This window comes from Shewanella sp. 4_MG-2023, assembly GCF_030548015.1.
Classification (GTDB): Bacteria; Pseudomonadota; Gammaproteobacteria; order Enterobacterales; family Shewanellaceae; genus Shewanella.
This window is the reverse complement of sequence record NZ_JAUORL010000023.1, coordinates 35,869-55,100: the sequence shown is the minus strand read 5'-3', so window position 1 is coordinate 55,100 and position 19,232 is coordinate 35,869. Positions and strand designations below refer to the sequence as shown.

The window sequence follows — 19,232 nt, the reverse complement described above, 5'->3', positions numbered from 1 at the left end:
TGGTGTAGAATAGCGTGAGTAGAGATAGTTTGTGAAAACGTTTTTTAAGAAATTAGGATAAGTAATGACTGAGGCGGAATTTTGGTCTTTGGTGACCCGTAGCCATCCTGAGCAATCAGAGCAAGCGTGCCATGATCAATTAGTGGAAAAATTGTCGGCGCTCGATGATGCTGACTTAGCGGCTTTTGATAAGATATTTGGCCAACAAATGCGCCGCAGTTACCGCTGGGATACTTGGGGCGCAGCTTACATTGTTACTGGCTGTGATTCAGATTATGGCTTTGTGGAGTTTCGAGGGTTTATTTTATCCTTAGGTGAGACCTGGTATAACAAGATTATTGCTAACCCCGACTGTTTGGGCGAGCTTGAGTTATGGCCAACAAAAGATGACTATGCTTATCCCTTTATTGAAGATTATGATTTGATTGCCGGAAAAATCTATGAAGACCGCTGCGGTGAAGAGCTGCCTTTTGTACCCTCTGGTCAGCATACTCCTCAAGGTAAAAAGTTCAGTACCAAGAAAAAAGATCTCCGTAAAAACTATCCTTTATTAAGCCAGCGTTTTCCATTTTAAATATCGCTGAAAGTTAATTAAGCATCCACAAAAAATGCAGCTTTATAGCTGCATTTTTAGTGTAATTGAGATGTAAGCCTGTCAATCGGCAGACTTAGCTACTGCAAGTTTCTGATTGAGTATCAAACTCTAAACCGTATTTAGTGCAGGCTTGAGTCATAAACTTGTGTGCAGCGGTTTGTAACTGCTGATCAAGGTTTTTCTCTAATTCAGCATTAAACTCTTGCTCAGCGACTTGTATATGCTGGTTCATTAATTGCTGGTGTTGTTTTATCGCTTCGGCGCCTTTTGAATCGATATCAAATTGATGGGCAAAGCTTGAAGATGACACCAGCATGGCGATAAAAACTGTCGCTGCGAGAGCGATAGGCTTAATCATCTTATTGCTGGTAGTTGTGCCGATTGCTGTATTGGTTTCGATGTTATTCATATTAACTCCAGTATTGATACGTTAATTGCTATTAGCGCTGAATCCTTGAGCGATATATATGTCCAAATTTTATTCGTTGGTCAGTCTTTCGCGATATTCACCTTGATATTGTTAAGGGAAATAAGGCGCTAGTACTTGTTGAGAGACACATTAACCTATTTTTACTGAATGATTACTGAACAGTTAGTTTGTTATTTGAGCAGATTTTGGGTTGGTCGGTATTAATCTCTATCAAATGTTGTTTCAGCAAGTATTGCTAGAGTAGGTTAAGCTTATATTCAGGTAACTGCTTGTATAATCCGACAAGTATAGAATTGTTGATTTTTTAAACACTAGGTTCATAGCTAGGGGAAAATGATGAAAATGAAATATTTACTATTAGCAGGTGCATTGGTATGTAATGTTGCTGCAGCTAAGGACGAAGTCGTGGTCAACCCAGTGACTGAAGACGGTGTGGTTAAAATTCAATGGCAAGAACCTAAAAAGTACCGAGATTTAAAAACGGCCAATGAAGTGAAATCTCGTTTTCAGCAGCGCTTTTTCGACACTATGACTAAAAATATCAACAAAGAAGCTGAAAAGATTTTAAAACCAGAGCAGAAACTTGAGATGGTGGTTTCTGATGTGGATTTAGCCGGTGATCTGCGGCCAACATTTGGCGCGACCTCCGCTAGTGAACTGCGGATTGTAAAAGACTTATACCCACCACGTATGACCTTTAGCTACAGCATCACTGAAGGTGAGCAAGTGATTATGGCCGGTGATGAAAAGTTAGTTGATATGAACTTTATGTATGGCACCCATTCAACCCGTAATCAAAAGCCGTTTGAGTATGAGACTAAAATGCTTGAAGATTGGTTAAAGAAAACCGTAGCACCTAAGTTATAAATATCTATGATTCAGTAGTTTATGTTATATTTAAAATCTAAAGCGGCTTATTGATAAGCCGCTTTTTTGTGCCTAAACATCACTAAGTGCTGGTGTCAGCTATTTGGTGTTCTGTTTGAATAAGTGCAAGGTTTGCAGCAAAGCACCGAGCTTTTTCACATAAGCCTCTAAGGTTTCAGGCGGAATATGTCTGAGTTCTTGGATCTCATCTAACTCGTCAGCTAATTCTTGTACATAAGGCAAGAAGCGGTTACTACTTTGGCTAAAGCCTTGTTCTTCGGTAAAAATTGCTACAAACTTACCGTGGCCGACTTGGTGTAATTCATCGAGTCTTTTATCGGCATCAATGGCTTGACGGTATCCTGTTTGCAGGCTTTCTTTTATTTGCTGGATAACTTTGGTATACGGCATGATAGCCTCATTCAACATCTTCAAATTAAGCTAAATTATAAGGGTCTGCTATGGGACTAACAAGTCTAATGGATTTTAAATTAACGTTTGCTGCAACAAAGCGTTGCTCTGCTTATTTGAGTTTGTTAATCGTCGCTATTTTAAGCTGTGGTTTAGCGACTGCAGCTGAAACCGACACGCCGCCTTTTTATAAAGTCACTTATCAAGGTAAACAGGCATTCATATTAGGCTCAATTCATGTGGGCAAAGCTGATTTTTACCCGATGGCACCGGTTATTGAGCAGGCTTTTTCTCAGGCTGATGCATTGGTAATTGAAGCGGATGTGACTAAAGCCGATACTCAACAACTATTAGGTCAATATGGCCTAGCAACTCCAGCAAGCAGCGTCGATTTAGGGCAGGCTTATCCAGCTTTTTGTAAACTCAATTTAGCGGTTTGTCAGGGATTATCGCCTTTAGCGCCATGGCTTCAGGCTGCGCAAGTAGCATTAGTGCGTTTCAGTCAGTTAGGGTTTAGCGCTGAAGAAGGGGTGGATGTGACTTTTGTAGCTAAAAATCAAGGGCGCACTTTGTTAGAGCTTGAAAGTGTGGCCTACCAGTTTGAGTTGATTTCATCTTTTAGTCAGCAAACGCAACGGCAAATGTTAGATGAAGCGGTTGAGACAAGTGATGAAGAAATGCTGGAAATGGTGGCCGCTTGGCGCGGTGGAGATAAACAAAAACTTGCCGATATCATGGAGCATCAAAGCGATGATGTAGCCAAAGAATTAGTTGAAAAACTGCTGTGGCAGCGGAATCAGCAAATGAGTCAGCGCACCATAGCGCTATTAAACGAAGGCAATTATCAGCAGCTGTTTATCATTGTCGGTGCAGGCCACTTGGTGGGCCGCCAATCGATGCCGATGATATTAAAGCAAACAGGGGCTGAGGTAACAGATTGTTGGCATGCCCAGTGTTTATAAACGCCAGTGAGTAAACTTTGGGGCTGTGCGGTATTTTTACACTGTAGTATAATGCGCGCATTAAAGCATTTGTGAGTAGTGTGAAACGGAGAAATACCGTTATTTTGCACAGTAATTTCACCGTATAAAAAGGTAAGCCACTTGAGTAACGATTACTCTATAGCATTAACGTCAATGCCGTCGTTGTTGTCTTTATACCGCAAAATATTATTATCGCGTAAGCCTGGTTGGGATCAGCAACCTTTACCAAAGATCCATGTACAGACGGATGGCATTAGATTATCAGATAAGAAAATTCGTCAATATGCTGAGGTATGTCAGTTTGATTATGATGGCAAAGTGTTACCGCCAACATTTTTGTACGTGCTTGCATTTAGATTACATGCCACCATTTTTACCCATAAAGCGATTACCTTTCCTTTATTGGGGATGATCCATCTTAAAAATAGCATTAGCTTGTATCGGCCTATTAACGCTGATGAGGTTTTTAAGGTTGAGTGCAACCTTATTACTAGCCAAACCACGGATGCAGGACTTGAATTTGAACTAGAATCTAAAGTCTATGTTGGTGATGAACTCGTGTGGCAAGCCTTATCAACTTACCTATACCGTATTGAGTCTAAAGGCCGCAGAGCAAGACCACCGCGAGCTTCTGATATGGTGTGGGAAGACGTCAATACCTGGTCATTAGCTGAAAATTTAGGCCGTCAGTATGCCAAAGCCTCAGGTGATTATAACCTGATCCACCTGCACCCAATGGTGTCTAAGCGTTTTGGTTTTGATCGTGTTTTAGCCCATGGAATGTGGTCTAAAGCCCGTTCACTTGCTGGGTTGATGCAATTTATTGGTGATAGACCATTTAAGGTGGACGTAGAGTTTAAGTTGCCAGTATTTATGCCTTCGGATGTCACCTTTGCTTTTGAAAGCATAGAAAATGGTAAGCGTTTTGAAATGCGTGATATTAAAGGCCGCAGACCACATCTAATGGGTACCATGTCGTACTTAGATTGATACCCTAGCGTTATCGGTAAATGCATAACAAAAAAGCCCGCAGCAAGAAATTGCAGCGGGCTTTTTAGTATTTTAAGGCTATTAGATTAACTTGTCACAGCTTAGTCTGCCGCCTTTTCATGATAAATATGCACATCTCGTTGTGGGAATGGAATACTGACGCCTTGGGCATCAAACTGCATTTTCACTTCACGAGTAATATCCCAATAGACTTCCCAGTAATCCACTGGATTTGCCCAAGGGCGAACCACAAAGTCTACTGACGATTCACCGAGTGTATGTAACTTAATCGTCGGCTCTGGAAACTTTTTCACTTTTGGGTGAGCCATAACAATATCGGTTAAGATTTTTTCCGCTTTAGGAATATCATCGCCATAGCCAATGCCAAAGGTCATATCCACACGACGTTCTTGCTCGGCGGTGATGTTATTGATGGTATCGCCCCAAATCTTATTATTAGGAATAATCAAGCGTTGGTTATCTAAGGTTTTCACTGTGGTAGAGACTAAGCTCATATGGCTAACACGCCCCGTAACACCTGCAGCATTGATTAAGTCACCGACATCGTAAGGGCGGTAGATTAAAATCATCATTCCTGAGGCAAAGTTAGATAAGGTATCTTGCAAGGCAAAACCGATAATCACACCAGCGATACCAAAACCTGCCAGCAGTGGTGCTAATTCAAAGCCAAGTTGTGATAGTGCGATAAGCAAACCTAACGCGAAGATGACGTTACCAGAAATAGAGGTGAAGAAATCTTGCAATAGCATGCTGAAATTAAGCTGGGAAGAATTAACTGCTTTGCGAACCACTTTTTTAACTAATTTAGACACTAAGCTGGTTAAAAATAAAATGATGATGAAGATAACCACTTTAAAGGTAAGCCCTGTGCCATTTTCCAGCGCTTGATTTTTAGCTATATCCATCCAGTCATTCAGTAAACTTGACGCTACATCAAAGTTTAAAACATCTTGAGTAATATCCCCTGAAACACTAAATAGCGTTTGCTTAATTTGCGCAGTGTCTTGGCCTAAGTCATCAAGCATATCGGCGGCAATACTTAAACTGCTGCTGTGCTGTGATAATCGCTCTTTGAGTTCAATAACTTTGGATTTTTGCTCGGCAGTGATATCAGCGCCAGCAGTTGATGCGTCACTAATCGCTTGTTTAAGTTGGTTTTGGGTATAGTTGACGATACTTTCAAGATAGTCAGCCCGCAGGGTTAGCTCATTGGTTAATGCTGTTTTGGCACTGTCGACATTAATATTTAAGGTGTTGGCCCAATTGATTGTTTGTAGTTCAGCCTGTAAGTAAAGATCCCTGTCGGCTTCACGATCAATAACCGCTTTCATTGTTTGAGTCTGATTTTCGTCATCTAATGCCAGTTTCAGGGCTGTGATGTCATCATCTAAATATTTACCGACATTATCTAAAAAGCCCAATTGTTGCTGTATTTGCGGGGTGAGATAGGCTAAATCCGGGTTTTCTTGATTAACTAATGAATCTAATTTTTCTCGTAGTTGATTGTTTTTATTTAGAATGCGGAATTCACTGATTGCTTTTAATTCACCTTTTGCGGTTTTAAGGTAGCTTACATCGGCATCAATGCGTTGTTGTAGTTGGGCTATTTTATTAATGGTTGCAGGGTCAGCTGGCGCTGCAACACTGCTTTGTGAAAAGCTCATTAAGCTGACGAAACAACATAAGATAAGCAAGATTCTAGGCATGATAAACGTCCTGTATATTGATAATGACTTTATCATAAGTTATTGAAGGAAGTTTGACGATAATTTGCTAGACTAACGCACTTTTTATTTTCAGCTACAGGTTGCTCATCATGGCACTGCAATGCGCACATTGTCACAAGCCTATGTCGATTAGTAAGATCAGTGGAACTCGAGGTAAGGGGTTCTCATCGCATATTCAGTGCTATCACTGCCAGGCTTGGCTTGGTCGCCATCGTTATCTTACGATGTTAAAAATACTTGGCTTTTATACTGCGGTAGGTGCGGGGCTGACAGGCTATTTTGTGGCAGGATTAGCCAATATCATTACCCCCGTAATCATGCTGTCGCTGATCCTTACAGGGGTAACGCATTTAATGGATCATTTATTGGTTATTGAAGTGCCTGAAGAGGGCTCTCAAACAAATTAATCTACTACTTGAACTTGATTTTCTAGTGATGTTTCAACGTAGTAAATACCGCCAAGAACTACAACACCGATGATCACCATTGTTAAAATAATGCCCACATTGTCTTTTAATAAATTCATCATAGATAATTCCTCTGTCATTGGCAGATTAAATTGGTATTTATAGTAAATATATTAGCCTTTTCAGCTTAAACTAATCTTAAAATAGCATAATGTTGAGAGGGTTAAAGCGCCCTTGTTGATCACAAATTTTCAGTAGAAGTGATTTGTAACAAACTTGTAGTTGATTTTTTAGTTTTAATTTATAAGAATAGCAGCCATTGTTACTGGGTATTCGCTGATATGATTTAATGGATGAGACTAGTTAAGTGAGATTTGCTTTGCACATAAGACGAAATATTGCGATGTGGCTTTGCGCCATGCTCGTATTATTGTCTTTTGCCGCATCCGCTCACGAATCTGTTCATAAACATGAAAGCATTAACACTCACTGCAGCTTATGTTTTCATAAGCATCAGGTTCACAAAACCCTTCCAAGTATTGAATTTAGCATTCCGGTTGTACGTCAAGAGTATGAACTCACACCGTTAGCCAATTCAGAATCTCTTAGTTCACATCAGGCTTATTACCATAGCCGCGCACCGCCAATCTTTATTTAATTCAACAGTTTAATTAATAATTATAAATTATATTTCCCGACTATTAAGTAAAATAGCCGGGTGTTTGTTGTATTTTGGAGATTTTATGTTTAGTTCAAATAAACGACTGTCAGCAGTCGCAATCGCGTGTGCCTTTTCTTCAAGCTCTGTTTTTGCAGAAGATTCAAGCTTAACCAATCCTAATATCAGTGCGGTGTTAGATGGTTTTTATCAATCAGGTGATCGTGGTTTAGGTGGCAGAAGTGAAGGCTTTGGTTTGGGTGAAACTGAATTTGCTATCAGCGCTAATATCGATGATATGTTCTACGGTAAAGTCACTGCGATATTAGAAGTGCATGACGGCGAAACTGAACTTGAGCTTGAAGAAGCCTTTATTCAAACCATGGGTATGCCTGGCGGTTTTGGTATTCGCGCTGGTCGTTTCTTGTCTGATGTGGGTTATTTAAATAATCAGCACATTCATACCGACGCTTTTGCTGATCGTCCTGGGGTTTATCGCGCCTTTATGGGCGGGCATTACTTTGATGATGGTGTCAGATTAACTTATGTAGCGCCGACAGATTTGTATTGGACGATGGGTGTTGAAGCCTTTAGTGGTAAAAAAATGCGCGCTGAAGATGAGCATGACGAACGTGACTTTAGTTCAGTAGGGGTGTATTCGGCATTCACCAAGTTTGGCGGTGATATTGGTATCTCGAGTTCTTGGCAAGTGGGTTTAAGTTACTTACGTAATGAAAATGGTAAAACTTATCTAGAAGATGAGCATGAGCCCCATGTTGATGACGATCACGACCATGAAGGTCATAGCCATAGCGCAGCCTATACTGGTGAAAATACCTATATTGCAGACTTTGTCTACAAGTGGGCACCAAATGGTAATTACAAATACCAACACTTAACTGTTAGCGGCGAGTACTTCCGGGTAACTGATATTTTCTCATTTGAAGAAGATCATGAAGATGAACATGAGATACTCAGTGCTGAAGGCCATGACGATTACCATCAAGGTTGGTACTTAAGTGGCGTGTATCAGTTCTCGCCAAATTGGTCTGCTGGTTTACGTTATGGTGAAGTGGATAGCTTTGAAGCCCACGGCGATCACTTAGACCCACAAAAGCTAAAAGAAACCGAATTAAGTTTGGCGTGGCATCAGAGCCATTTCTCCACCGTACGTCTACAATATACTAACCAGAAAGGCACCAACTTTGATGGTTTTGAAGACGATAATATCATTACTCTACAATATGTTATGTCATTAGGAGCTCACGGTGCGCATCAATTCTAAAAAACTAATATTAGCAGCTGGCATATTTGCCAGCTTGTTAACGAGTTCTGCAAATGCAGCGCTTAATGTATTTGCTTGTGAGCCTGAGTATGGCGCATTAGCAAAGGCATTAGCTCCTGATGCTAAAGTCTATTCAGCCACGAGTGCGCAGCAAGATCCACATCAAGTGCAAGCGCGTCCAAGCTTAATTGCTAAAATGCGTCAAGCTGACTTAGTGGTGTGTGCTGGCGCCGATCTCGAAATTGGTTGGTTGCCAATGTTGCAGATGAAAGCCTCAAACAACAAAGTGCTTTCAACTGATACTGGGCTTTTTTATGCCGCGGATCATATCGAGACCTTAGATCAACTTGAGCAAGTGGATCGCTCTATGGGTGATGTCCATGCCAAAGGTAATCCGCATTTACATTTTGACCCTAGAAAGTTCGTTAAAGTGGCGCAGGCGTTATCAGCGAAAATGATTGAGTTAGATCCTAACTCAAGTGCTGAGTATCAAGTTGCATTAACTGAGTTTACTGAGCAGTGGCAGCAAGCTATTCCGCGCTGGGAAGCGCAAGCGCAATCGCTGAAGGGCAAAAAGGTCATTGCTTACCACTCAAGCTTTCGATATTTGTTTAACTGGCTCGGCATGGAGCAAGTGGCAGATCTTGAGCCGAAGCCGGGCATCCCACCCAGTAGTAGCCATTTAGCTAAACTTGTAAGTCGCAGCCAACAAGGTGATGTGATGGCGGTGATAGTGGCCTCATATCAGGATGAGCGTGGCGCACATTGGTTAGGTGAGCGCACTGATTTGCCTGTGGTGATTTTGCCAATGTCAGTAGGTGGCAACAGTCAAAGTCAGGATTTGATTAGCTTATATGACAGCGTACTGACGTTATTAACTGAGGCGCAATAAGCCTATGCTAGATATCGAGCTGCTATTGATTTTGTTTCCGGCATTTATTGCCGGAATCATCATTTTGTCTACCCATGTGGTGTTAGGTCGACAAGTACTTAAACGCGGTATTATTTTCATCGACTTAGCGATTGCCCAAGTGGCTGCGCTGGGGGCTATTGTGGCTCATATGGATCATAGAATTGAAGATATTCCTTATTCTCATGTGTGGATGCCTGCCATATTTGCCTTGGGCGGCGCTGGGCTTATTGCTTGGTTATCCAAGCGTTTTGCCGATGAATTAGAAGCCTTTATTGGTTGTTTTTATGTGCTTAGCGCGGTTGGGGCAATGTTGTTATTGTCTAATGATCCCCATGGCGCAGAGCTGTTAAAGCAGCTAATGTCGGGGCAGATATTGTGGGTAAATTGGTCGCAGCTTGTGCTGCCGGCTTTGGTGTCAGTAGCGATCCTCGCTTTAATTGCATTGAAGCCTCAGATCCTCGAAGGCGCAGGTTTTTACTTTCTATTTGCCATAGTGATTACACTATCGGTTGAATTAGTGGGTGTTTATCTTGTTTTCAGCACCTTAATTTTGCCAGCGTTAGCGTTAAATCAGTATGTGGGTAAATATACCTTGCTGCTGGCTTATGTGGTGGGATTTGTTGGTTACCTAGCAGGGCTTATACTTTCGGCTAGTTATGACTTACCTAGTGGCGCAGCCATTGTTGCGGCATTAGCGGTCAGTGCTGTGTTAATGCGTTTACTGCTCAGTAATCGTTCTAATAAGGCTGAAATGTAACGCTGCAGAATTAATGATGCGTTAATGTTTAAGGCATCATTAATTCACTTTTAGCAGTGTATAATGCCAAGCATATTAATTATCTGAGCTATTCAGAGCATTAATCCGCTTGGTATAACTACTTTAAGCTTACATTTGTACACCGAAATTAACTTAAGCTATTGAGTCCAGCAGATGTGCTGGCTATACTGTCGCCACTTTATTTGTAGGAGTCTGCTGTGCTGTTAATTGCTCGTTCAATTATTCTAGCAGTGTTACTAACACTGGCGTTTTTTTTCGCAATCATCCTTTGTATTGTTAGACCTATGCATCGTGATAATGTCCATGTGATTGCTAAACTATTTTCATCTGTTGCTCCTATTTTAGGGATTAAAGTGATTACCCGTAACGCGGTGATTAACCCTCAAGTAGACACTGGCGCTGAGGCTAACGCTGGTACTGACACTGAAACCGAAGCAAGCCTTAAGCAACCTAAGATCTATTTAGCGAATCATCAAAATAATTTTGATTTATTTACCCATACCTCTGCAGTGCCGGAAGCCACGGTGAGTTTAGGTAAAAAAAGCTTAGCTTGGATGCCATTATTTGGGCAGATTTATTGGCTATCAGGCAATATTCTGATTGACCGTAAAAACCGTCATAGTGCCTTTGATACTATGGCCAAGACTGTTAAGAGAATGAGAGAAAAACTGTTATCTGTATGGATTTTCCCTGAGGGGACACGCTCTAGAGGGCGCGGTCTACTGCCGTTTAAAGTCGGGGCATTCCATACTGCTATCGCCGCCAAAGCGTCAATTGTGCCAGTATTAGCATCTTGCCAAAATCATATTAAACTTAACAAGTGGAATAATGGTGTGGTCATTGTCGAAATGATGGCACCTATGTCGACCGCAAACGTGGATAAAGCCGATGCGAAAAAGCTTTGTGCTAAGGTGCATCAAGTGATGTCACAGCGTTTAGCTGAATTAAATCAAGAAGCATCGCTATTAATGGCTAAACCTCAGTAGCTTTATCACGTATAATTAGCCCTATAGCGTATTTAAATTTGTTAACGGAGAGAATCCATGTCTATTGAAGCTCAACTTAAAGAGCAATTTGCCGAGAACCGTGAAATTATTCAGGCGCTGCTTGATGATGGTTCACAAGCTGATGCTGAATATACTATCGAGCATCATTTCTCTTCGACTAACTTTGATCGTTTAGAAAAAGCCGCAGTTGATGCTTTCAAATTAGGTTTTGAAGTTAACGACGCTGAAGAGATGGAGCTTGAAGATGGCTCAACCATTATTTGCTTTGATGCTATCGCCAATCATGCTCTTGAAGCATCGTTACTTGATAAAGCATGCGAGCAGTTAATGCTGCTTGCTGCCAAGCAAAAAGTTGATTATGACGGCTGGGGCACCTTCTTTATTGGTGACGAAGAAGAGCTTGATGAAGATGAAGACCAAGATGACGACGGTTTCTAAATCATTAACGACTATCGCTTAACTAGCGTCACTCGTTTAATAAATAAGCCCACTCAATTGTGGGCTTTTTAATGGCTTATCGCGGTGGGGATAAAATGAACCTCTGCAGGTTATTTTTCAAATACCGTGGTTTGATTACGGCCATTTTCTTTCGATTGATATAAAGCTTTATCGGCGCCAGATAACCAACTTACACTGCTAGTGGTGGCAGAGGATAAATCATTAACGCCAATACTGATGGTCATTTTAATGATTTGATTGTTATAAACCACTTGCGAGGCTTCGACTTTTTTACGCAGTCGCTCAGTGAAGTATTTTGATTCAGCAGCGGTGGTATAAGTTAATACTACCGCAAACTCCTCACCGCCATAGCGGCCGGCAAAATCAGTTTCACGTAATGATTGCTTTAATATGTTGGCGAGGCTTTGAATGACTTTGTCACCTGCAGGGTGGCCGTATTTATCATTGATGGCTTTAAAATGATCGATATCAATCATTATCATACTGGCTTTTTCACCATAACGGGCAAAGCGCTCGTATTCTTTTTCAAAGCAAACTTGCCAATGACGGCGATTATACAACTGGGTTAAGCTGTCGGTTTGGCTGAGAGTTTCTAGTTGCTCATTGACTGATTTTAGCTGTAATTTATTGATGGCGATATCAGTCACATCATAAACGATAATACTAATATGGGTGATTTCACCCGTTAGCGACGCCAGTGGCAGCAAAGTAATGTTTTGGTACATGTAATCAGCGCGGCCAGTGATCGGGCGATAATTTTTAAACTGGAAGACATAAGGGCGCTGCTCCCAGCTGATGAAAGATCGGTTTTTGAGTAGAAATACCGACTCCATTTTTTGCTTAAGCCACTCAGAGGGTAAATCGTTAAACGCTTCAAAAAGATTGCGACCTTTAATACTGTTAGGTGACACACCGCTATGGTTTTCCATGAAACCATTCCAAAGCTGGATATTGTAGTCACGATCTAACACCACCAAGCCAACTTCAATGGTTTGTACCATATCAATAAGCCAGTGTAGCTCGTTCATTGCGCTTTGATCAGTAGCCATGCTCTAACATCCGTATTGTATTATTCTTTTTATATGCAATGTTAAGTCATTGCAATTAACTAACTGTTTATATGATTATTATCTTAATCTATTCAAATATATAGTGAAGCTTTGCATTCAATGTAGGGATTGAGTCTTCCGTAAATAACAGTAATAAGTCACACTGAATATTGTGGTCTTCAATCTGATAATTGATTTCCATGGCAAGGGTGCGTTGCCATTTTTCTGAGTTGTCATGGATAAGCTCATTTACCGTGCAGTGGCGACCAAGTACAACGGGGTGACCTTGACTAAATTTCATATCAAGCTGCTCTGAAATGCCATTCAAGAATGCCCCAATAAGCACATTACCAGTATCAATGAGCACTTCAATTTCATTGTTAGCATCTTCAGGATCACTGTGGCCCATGAGTTTAGCCATGTCAGCAAAGCTTGAGTCATGGAACAGTAATAACGCCTCACCAGCAACCCCAGCGCCAATAAAACCTTGGCATAATGCAGAAATCTTCGAGCTTTCTTCGGTGGCTTTAAGTGCCATGGTCAGTTCGCTGACTTCTAAAACATTGACGTTGGGGATTGGCAGTTTTACAAAAACATCGAGTAGTTTCGCTAATAAGTCGGCAGCGCGGCCCATGGCGACATTGGCAATTTCTTGGCAAGCGTCACGTAAATCAACTTTAAACATCGGCGTGTCATTGGTTGATTGTTTAAGGGCTAAAGTTAAAATGCCGTATTCTTCTAAGATATTGCTGATGGACTCAGCACTAACCGGCTTTTGAATAAAATCTAATGCGCCAAGGGCTTTTACTCGCTCATGGGCTTTTAATTGAATATCACCAGAGACCACAATGACTAAGGCGGGCAAGTCTTCTCGCTGAATGGCTTCTAGTACTTCATAGCCATCCATGACGGGCATATTAAGGTCGAGAAAGACAATTTCCCCTTTTCCTTGACGGATCACCTCCAAGCCTTCTTCACCATTGGTGGCGTAACTGATTTCAACATCCCAATGTTTGGGAAGTGTTCGCGCCATTTGTTTTCTGGCTAATCCTGAGTCATCACAGATTAAAATAGGAATAGTCATGGCTACAGCAGATCCTTTTACAGGGTATTATTATTTTGAATGCATTAGCTATTACTCGATCGAGCACTTAAACGAACTCCGATTAAACAAGAAAAATGAGTCGATGAGTAATGTTACTTTTTATGGGCAAACATACTACAACTTATTGCTGACTTTTCGCACCAAAAATCGACAATTTTTTGGCGTTTAACGAAAAAATGCTCTTAAATTCAGTAAATCTGAATTTTGACGGCACTTTTGTTCCTGCGGGAACATATATATTGTTGTAGTTTTAGCAGCTTATGAAGAATATCAAATTAGCTTAACTATTCGCCAGTAAGCCAATTTATGCTAACGTAACTTCTGGACTGACCAGTTATTATTTATATTAAGGATGAACAATGAATAAGAAGTTAGTGGCGTTAAAAAAACAAAACGGTATTGCTTTTGTGACGCTAAACCGACCAGATAAATATAACGCGCTCAATTATGAAATGTTTAAAGCCATTGATAAAACCATTAAAAATATTAGAAAAGATAGCGAAATTAATGCGGTCATATTATCCGGCGCCGATGGTAATTTCTCTTCGGGCTTAGATGTTAAAGCGATTGCTAAATCCCCCTCCATGATTGCCAAATTGCTGTTCAAATGGCTACCAGGTAATGCCAACTTAGCCCAGCGGGTGTCTATTGGCTGGCAGCGTTTACCCATCCCTGTGATTGCAGTATTAGATGGCTGCTGTTTTGGTGGCGGTATGCAAATTGCGCTAGGGGCAGATATTCGTATTGCAAGTGATGATGCCAAGCTGTCTATTATGGAATCAAAATGGGGCTTAGTGCCTGATATGGCTGGACTGGCAGCGCTTAGACAGGTGATGCCCAAAGATAAGGCCTTAAAAATTACCTATAGCGCAGAAGTGCTATCAGCCGCACAGGCGCTAGATTTTGGTTTAGTGACCGAGAAAAGTTCACAGCCATTGCAGCGTGCTATTGAGCTTGCCGAGCAGTTTATGACCCGCTCTCCTGATGTGAATGCGGCCATTAAAATGAGCATTAATCATAGTTGGTCAGCCTCAACAAGGCGGTTATTAAGTCGTGAGTCTTTAAGCCAAGTTCGCCTGTTAGCGGGTAAAAACCGTATCATTGCCGCTAATCGTGAAATAAAGCAAACCGAGCAAGCTTATCAGTCTCGTCAGCCTTGGTGGTGATAATGAGCGAGTCAGTTGTGAGTTAATCAGCTTTTAGACTAGTGCGGCCAATACTGTATTACACAAATTTAGTGAATAGCTGAAAGGCCATTGGAGATTGATTATTATGCGATGTTATTGAAAAAATTGAAAATACGCCTTATTACTCAGTCTTAAAATAAGCAAATAGCCATTAAGGGGCAGCAATATGCTGGCCCTTTTTATCGTGCGGTAATGACTTTACTAAAGCCTGCAATATGATGCAGCACTTGCTCCCAACCACTTTGATTATCGAGATTAAGCGCTAATTGATATTGGCGGTAATACTGGCTCGATTTAGCTTTATTGAGTGCTTTTCTGCTAGCACTTTCAGTCATAGATATTTGATGAGCATCGGCTGATTGCAGATCCAGTATTGGGATATCGATTTCTCTGAGCTGTTGGGCAATGGATAAACCGCGATGTTGCGGCGCAATAATCTGCTCATATTCACGATAGGGGTTAATCACCACTAATAAGTCGGGCTTGGCTAGCTTAGCTTCAAAAAGTAAGTTAATGACCATGCCCGCACTATCATCGGTGACGATTAATAGTCTTTTTCCTGGGAACTGCGCCTCAATAACTTGCAATTGGTCGAGACTGTCCACCATAAGTTCTTGCTGAAAGTTACGCAGTTCAAGTAGTTGGTTTGAGCTAAATTTGGGGGCTTGCTGGTGACGACTCAGGGTTAACTGCGCTTCACCGGCTTTGGGAATTTCTTCGGCGTCAGTGGCAAAATTTGGTCGGTATAAACCTTCAGTGGGTTTTATGCTCAAGCTTGCCCAGCCAAATGCGGGGATCTCATCACGTAAATAGCGAATTAGGCCACTGCCACTGGCGGGGGAATCGGTTGGACCGACGATAATAGCTGCGCCGCGCTGGTGCGGGCCTTGCCAAGGTTTGACCCAAACTGGCTGTTGTTGATCTTGGACGCTGATAAATTGTTTTCCAGCATTAGCAGTAGGCAACTCACTGGCTGCCATAGCATTGTGACAGAAAAGGCTGAGGCTAAAAAGACTGGTAACAGATAAAACAAACAGAGGCTTTAGCAGCAATGTGGCTTCCTTAACGAATCTTGCGATGTCATCACTATAGGCTTGTGCGCTTATGTTTATGAGCTTATGTTTACGCTAAACACTTAAAACAATGACAAAAAATAGATACAAAAAAGCCCTGAAGTTCAGGGCTTTTTGCTTCGAATTAGCAGTGTATTATACGTGGCTAACTAATACCATTCTAATAGCGTCAAGTTGGAATTGACTATCATCAATATAGCCATTTAATTCAGCCATTTGATTGCGAATAAAATCCACTTCAGAATCTCGAATATTCGGATTCACGGCCTTTAGCGCTTCAAGTCGGGTCAACTCACTAGTTAGCTGGGTGGTCATTTTTTCACGGGCTTGCTCAACCAGTTTGGCTAATTCAATTTCAGCCTGTTGCTGACCTTTTGCCAGTAACGGGTGCAAAATAGGTTGTGATGCATTCACAAGCTTACTGGCAATATGACGGTTAACCGCACTTAACTGTTTATCAAAGCTCTTATAATCGACTTTGTCAGCTAAGTTTTGGCCACTTTTATCCAATAACACTCGGATAGGGGTTGGTGGCATATAGCGATAAAGCTGTGATGACTTAGGTGCCGAAACATCAGCCATGTAAATTAACTCAAGGAACAAGGTTCCAGCAGGTAAGGCTTTGTTTTTAAGCACTGCAACACTGGTGGTTCCGGTTTCTGAGTCAGTGATTAAGTCTAACGCCGTTTGCACTAATGGATGCTCTTGGGAGATAAAGGCAATATCATCACGTGATAGGGCAGTTTCACGATCAAATGTCACAGAAATACCATCTTCAGGCAGACCTGGGTACGATGGGAATAGCATGTGCTCACTTGGGCGTAATACGATTGAGTTCTCGCCGCGATCTTCTTGATCCACACCGATAATGTCCCACAAGCGGATCACCGAACCAATTAAGTGGGTATCTGAGTCTCGCTCCGCTAAGCGTTCAACTAACTTTTTAGATTGCTCGCCGCCATGGGAGTTAATCTCTAACAGCTTATCGCGGCCTTGCTCCATCGCTTGCTTAAGTGCTTGGTAACGGCTTTGGGTACCGTTAAGCAGCGCTGTCATTAGCTCTGGGTTGTCATCGTTGAGTACGTTCATTAGCTCATCAGCAAATTCATTGAACAATACATGGCCACTTGGGCAGGTAAGTTCAAATGAGTTTAAGCCTTGATGATACCAATGCATCAGTCTTTCTTGGGCGGTGTCTTCAAGGTATGGCAAATGAATTTGAATATCATTTTGCTGACCAATACGATCTAATCGACCAATACGTTGCTCAAGTAAGTCAGGGTTGAGCGGTAAATCAAATAGCACTAATTGACTCGCAAATTGGAAGTTACGCCCTTCAGAGCCAATTTCAGAACAAATTAACGCCTGAGCGCCGCCTTCTTCTTGGGCAAAGTACGCGCCGGCTTTGTCACGTTCAATAATCGACATCCCTTCATGGAAAACGGTTGCCTGAATACCTTCACGGGTGCGCAGTGCTTCTTCAAGGCTTAATGCCGTTTCTGCTTGGCTAGCAATAATCAGCACTTTTTTACTGCGATTATCTTTTAAGAATTCAATTAACCAATCGACTCGCGGATCAAACTTCCACCAACTGGCACTATCGGTTTCAAAGGCTTGATACAGTTTTTCAGGGCTTAGAGATTGCTTAGCTTGATCTTGTGCTGATTTTTTCGATCCCATCATGGCATTAACGCGCTCAGCCGTGACGTATTCTTGCGGCATAGCCAGTGGATGCGGATTAAAAATACGGGTCGGGAAGCCACTGACAGAGGCGCGGCTGTTACGGTATAAAATGCGGCCAGTACCGTGACGGTCGAGTAAATCTTGTAATAACTCAGCGCGGGCAGCTTGCTGGGCGTCAGCATCGACATCATCTGCTTGGATAAGCTTAATGCTTGCGCTGATGTCTTTCTCGCTGAGTAATTCGGTTAAGCTGACAACAGCACTGTCAGCTAACTTGTCGTTGGCAGCTAATGCTTCGGCGGCCTCGGCAACGCTTTGATAGCTTTTTTCTTCTTCAAGAAACGCGTTGTAGTCGTAGAAGCGATCTGGATCCAGTAATCGTAAACGAGCAAAGTGACTTTCATGGCCTAATTGATCTGGCGTTGCCGTGAGCAATAACACTCCAGGCACTTCTTCACTTAAGGCTTCTACGATTTGATAAGCGCGACTTGGGGCGGTTTCGCTCCACTCAAGGTGATGGGCTTCATCCACTACCATTAAGTCCCAATCGGCATCGACAGCTTGTTCTAAACGGCGCTTTTTACGTAATAGTTCTAATGAACAAATGACTAATTGTTCAGTGTAAAAAGGGTTGTCGTTATCGGCATAGGCTTCAACGCAGCGATCTTCATCGAAAATAGAAAAACGTAAGTTAAAGCGGCGCAGCATTTCAACTAACCACTGATGGCGCAAAGTGTCAGGCACAATCACTAAGATACGTTCAGCACGGCCAGTCAATAATTGTTGATGGATAATAAGGCCAGCTTCAATGGTTTTACCTAAACCTACTTCATCGGCTAAAAGTACTCTAGGGGCATAGCGACGACCGACTTCATGGGCAATCCACTGTTGATGTGGAATTAAACCAACACGTGGGCCTTGTTGCCCAAGCAAATCTGAGGTGGCAAGTTTATGGCGTAGCATTTGGCTTTGGTAACGAATACCAAAGCGCTCTAGACGATCAATTTGACCGGCAAATAATCTGTCTTGTGGTTTATTAAAACGAATGTTGTGGTTTAGTAAGGTTTCACGCAGACGTACCGTCTCGTTGGTCTCACTGTGGATACCAACATAGGTGACTAAACCATCTTTTTCTTCGACTTCACTGATGGTTAGGCTCCAGCCTTCATGGCTTTCTACGGAGTCACCGGGATTAAAAATTACACGAGTTAATGGCGCTTCACTGCGGGAGAACAAACGGTTCTCATCGGCGGCAGGAAACAATACTGTCACCATACGGCCTTCAACAGCAACCACAGTTCCTAAACCAAGTTCTGACTCGGTATCACTAATCCAGCGTTGACCTAAAGAAAACGGCATTTTTTACTCTCATTCGGGACGGATAAACACAAAGGGCGCGTATGTTATACCAAACGCTACTCAATTTAAATTCTAGCAGTGATTTAAATATTCATCTGAAGGAATTTCACTTTTACGCCAGCGATTTTTTGACATCTTAGTGTCATCTTGGTGTCATCTCAGTGCCAACTTTAACAACTTAAACTCGAACCTTTAATCAATAAAATGATATTGAGACTTGATATAATTACTGGCATAGTAAATTT

General features: G+C 41.9%; 20 protein-coding genes. 12 read left to right on the top strand and 8 right to left on the bottom strand.

The window, feature by feature from the left end; translation table 11 throughout:
* The first annotated feature begins 64 nt into the window (after positions 1-64).
* Positions 65-574: a DUF4240 domain-containing protein gene (locus Q4546_RS13415; RefSeq protein WP_303446409.1), complete on the top strand. Its 510-nt coding sequence runs from the start codon at positions 65-67 to the stop codon at positions 572-574.
* Positions 575-668: 94 nt separating this feature from the next.
* On the opposite strand, the gene Q4546_RS13410 is transcribed toward Q4546_RS13415, so the two are convergent.
* Positions 669-1,004, bottom strand: coding sequence for a hypothetical protein (locus Q4546_RS13410; protein ID WP_303446408.1), 336 nt, complete (start codon positions 1,002-1,004; stop codon positions 669-671).
* Between the two features lie 357 nt (positions 1,005-1,361).
* Between Q4546_RS13410 and Q4546_RS13405 the strand changes: the two genes are divergently transcribed.
* Entirely contained in the window at positions 1,362-1,892 is a 531-nt protein-coding gene (locus tag Q4546_RS13405; RefSeq protein WP_102436634.1) for a DUF3016 domain-containing protein, read from the top strand.
* A gap of 99 nt (positions 1,893-1,991) precedes the next feature.
* On the opposite strand, the gene Q4546_RS13400 is transcribed toward Q4546_RS13405, so the two are convergent.
* Positions 1,992-2,303, bottom strand: coding sequence for a prephenate dehydrogenase (locus tag Q4546_RS13400; protein WP_076540628.1), 312 nt, complete (start codon positions 2,301-2,303; stop codon positions 1,992-1,994).
* Between the two features lie 50 nt (positions 2,304-2,353).
* Here Q4546_RS13400 and Q4546_RS13395 point away from each other — a divergent pair, with 50 nt between their 5' ends.
* Positions 2,354-3,265, top strand: a complete 912-nt coding sequence (locus Q4546_RS13395) for a TraB/GumN family protein (protein WP_102475361.1) — start codon at positions 2,354-2,356, stop codon at positions 3,263-3,265.
* A 141-nt stretch (positions 3,266-3,406) separates the two neighbouring features.
* Positions 3,407-4,276, top strand: a complete 870-nt coding sequence (locus tag Q4546_RS13390; protein ID WP_241901136.1) for a MaoC/PaaZ C-terminal domain-containing protein — start codon at positions 3,407-3,409, stop codon at positions 4,274-4,276.
* A 101-nt stretch (positions 4,277-4,377) separates the two neighbouring features.
* Here the strand turns inward: Q4546_RS13390 and Q4546_RS13385 are convergent, their stop codons facing one another.
* Positions 4,378-6,003: a mechanosensitive ion channel family protein gene (locus tag Q4546_RS13385; RefSeq protein WP_102436640.1), complete on the bottom strand. Its 1,626-nt coding sequence runs from the start codon at positions 6,001-6,003 to the stop codon at positions 4,378-4,380.
* Between the two features lie 110 nt (positions 6,004-6,113).
* Between Q4546_RS13385 and Q4546_RS13380 the strand changes: the two genes are divergently transcribed.
* Positions 6,114-6,431, top strand: a complete 318-nt coding sequence (locus tag Q4546_RS13380; RefSeq protein ID WP_303446407.1) for a hypothetical protein — start codon at positions 6,114-6,116, stop codon at positions 6,429-6,431.
* Here Q4546_RS13380 and Q4546_RS13375 read toward each other — a convergent pair.
* On the bottom strand, positions 6,428-6,553 hold the full coding sequence (locus Q4546_RS13375) for a hypothetical protein (RefSeq protein ID WP_277869338.1): 126 nt from the start codon (positions 6,551-6,553) through the stop codon (positions 6,428-6,430). The genes Q4546_RS13380 and Q4546_RS13375 overlap by 4 nt on opposite strands.
* Positions 6,554-6,849: 296 nt before the next feature.
* Between Q4546_RS13375 and Q4546_RS13370 the strand changes: the two genes are divergently transcribed.
* From Q4546_RS13370 to rraB, 6 genes are all read left to right on the top strand, one after another.
* On the top strand, positions 6,850-7,089 hold the full coding sequence (locus Q4546_RS13370; protein WP_157936424.1) for an ABC-type zinc uptake system zinc chaperone: 240 nt from the start codon (positions 6,850-6,852) through the stop codon (positions 7,087-7,089).
* Positions 7,090-7,174: 85 nt separating this feature from the next.
* Entirely contained in the window at positions 7,175-8,374 is a 1,200-nt protein-coding gene (locus tag Q4546_RS13365; RefSeq protein ID WP_303446406.1) for a hypothetical protein, read from the top strand.
* Complete coding sequence (locus tag Q4546_RS13360) at positions 8,364-9,266, top strand: metal ABC transporter solute-binding protein, Zn/Mn family (protein ID WP_303446418.1); 903 nt, start codon at positions 8,364-8,366, stop codon at positions 9,264-9,266. Before Q4546_RS13365 ends, Q4546_RS13360 begins: the two co-directional genes overlap by 11 nt.
* A 4-nt stretch (positions 9,267-9,270) precedes the next feature.
* Positions 9,271-10,044 carry a metal ABC transporter permease gene (locus tag Q4546_RS13355; protein WP_102436648.1) on the top strand — a complete coding sequence of 258 codons (774 nt, stop codon included), beginning with the start codon at positions 9,271-9,273 and terminating at the stop codon, positions 10,042-10,044.
* Positions 10,045-10,262: 218 nt separating this feature from the next.
* Positions 10,263-11,051: a 1-acylglycerol-3-phosphate O-acyltransferase gene (locus tag Q4546_RS13350; protein ID WP_102436650.1), complete on the top strand. Its 789-nt coding sequence runs from the start codon at positions 10,263-10,265 to the stop codon at positions 11,049-11,051.
* 57 nt (positions 11,052-11,108) lie between these two features.
* A complete protein-coding gene (gene rraB / locus Q4546_RS13345; RefSeq protein WP_102436652.1) occupies positions 11,109-11,510 on the top strand; it encodes a ribonuclease E inhibitor RraB in 402 nt (133 codons plus the stop codon).
* A 110-nt stretch (positions 11,511-11,620) separates the two neighbouring features.
* On the opposite strand, the gene Q4546_RS13340 is transcribed toward rraB, so the two are convergent.
* Positions 11,621-12,580, bottom strand: a complete 960-nt coding sequence (locus Q4546_RS13340) for a sensor domain-containing diguanylate cyclase (protein ID WP_102436654.1) — start codon at positions 12,578-12,580, stop codon at positions 11,621-11,623.
* Positions 12,581-12,668: 88 nt separating this feature from the next.
* On the bottom strand, positions 12,669-13,664 hold the full coding sequence (locus Q4546_RS13335) for a response regulator (RefSeq protein WP_102436656.1): 996 nt from the start codon (positions 13,662-13,664) through the stop codon (positions 12,669-12,671).
* 380 nt (positions 13,665-14,044) lie between these two features.
* Between Q4546_RS13335 and Q4546_RS13330 the strand changes: the two genes are divergently transcribed.
* On the top strand, positions 14,045-14,851 hold the full coding sequence (locus tag Q4546_RS13330; protein WP_102475359.1) for a crotonase/enoyl-CoA hydratase family protein: 807 nt from the start codon (positions 14,045-14,047) through the stop codon (positions 14,849-14,851).
* Positions 14,852-15,051: 200 nt separating this feature from the next.
* Here the strand turns inward: Q4546_RS13330 and Q4546_RS13325 are convergent, their stop codons facing one another.
* Both Q4546_RS13325 and rapA read right to left on the bottom strand, forming a co-directional pair.
* Complete coding sequence (locus Q4546_RS13325; RefSeq protein WP_303446404.1) at positions 15,052-15,924, bottom strand: DUF3530 family protein; 873 nt, start codon at positions 15,922-15,924, stop codon at positions 15,052-15,054.
* A 156-nt stretch (positions 15,925-16,080) separates the two neighbouring features.
* Positions 16,081-18,987, bottom strand: coding sequence for an RNA polymerase-associated protein RapA (rapA, locus tag Q4546_RS13320; RefSeq protein WP_102436664.1), 2,907 nt, complete (start codon positions 18,985-18,987; stop codon positions 16,081-16,083).
* Positions 18,988-19,232: the final 245 nt, after the last annotated feature.

Coding starts and splice junctions, on each gene's coding strand:
- Q4546_RS13395 (WP_102475361.1), top strand. CDS start 2,354: ATGGGACTAACAAGTCTAATGGATTTTAAATTAACGTTTGCTGCAACA.
- Q4546_RS13415 (WP_303446409.1), top strand. CDS start 65: ATGACTGAGGCGGAATTTTGGTCTTTGGTGACCCGTAGCCATCCTGAG.
- Q4546_RS13410 (WP_303446408.1), bottom strand. CDS start 1,004: ATGAATAACATCGAAACCAATACAGCAATCGGCACAACTACCAGCAAT.
- Q4546_RS13355 (WP_102436648.1), top strand. CDS start 9,271: ATGCTAGATATCGAGCTGCTATTGATTTTGTTTCCGGCATTTATTGCC.
- Q4546_RS13405 (WP_102436634.1), top strand. CDS start 1,362: ATGAAAATGAAATATTTACTATTAGCAGGTGCATTGGTATGTAATGTT.
- Q4546_RS13340 (WP_102436654.1), bottom strand. CDS start 12,580: ATGGCTACTGATCAAAGCGCAATGAACGAGCTACACTGGCTTATTGAT.
- Q4546_RS13400 (WP_076540628.1), bottom strand. CDS start 2,303: ATGCCGTATACCAAAGTTATCCAGCAAATAAAAGAAAGCCTGCAAACA.
- Q4546_RS13385 (WP_102436640.1), bottom strand. CDS start 6,003: ATGCCTAGAATCTTGCTTATCTTATGTTGTTTCGTCAGCTTAATGAGC.
- Q4546_RS13380 (WP_303446407.1), top strand. CDS start 6,114: ATGGCACTGCAATGCGCACATTGTCACAAGCCTATGTCGATTAGTAAG.
- Q4546_RS13370 (WP_157936424.1), top strand. CDS start 6,850: ATGCTCGTATTATTGTCTTTTGCCGCATCCGCTCACGAATCTGTTCAT.
- Q4546_RS13365 (WP_303446406.1), top strand. CDS start 7,175: ATGTTTAGTTCAAATAAACGACTGTCAGCAGTCGCAATCGCGTGTGCC.
- Q4546_RS13330 (WP_102475359.1), top strand. CDS start 14,045: ATGAATAAGAAGTTAGTGGCGTTAAAAAAACAAAACGGTATTGCTTTT.
- rapA (WP_102436664.1), bottom strand. CDS start 18,987: ATGCCGTTTTCTTTAGGTCAACGCTGGATTAGTGATACCGAGTCAGAA.
- Q4546_RS13335 (WP_102436656.1), bottom strand. CDS start 13,664: ATGACTATTCCTATTTTAATCTGTGATGACTCAGGATTAGCCAGAAAA.
- rraB (WP_102436652.1), top strand. CDS start 11,109: ATGTCTATTGAAGCTCAACTTAAAGAGCAATTTGCCGAGAACCGTGAA.
- Q4546_RS13375 (WP_277869338.1), bottom strand. CDS start 6,553: ATGATGAATTTATTAAAAGACAATGTGGGCATTATTTTAACAATGGTG.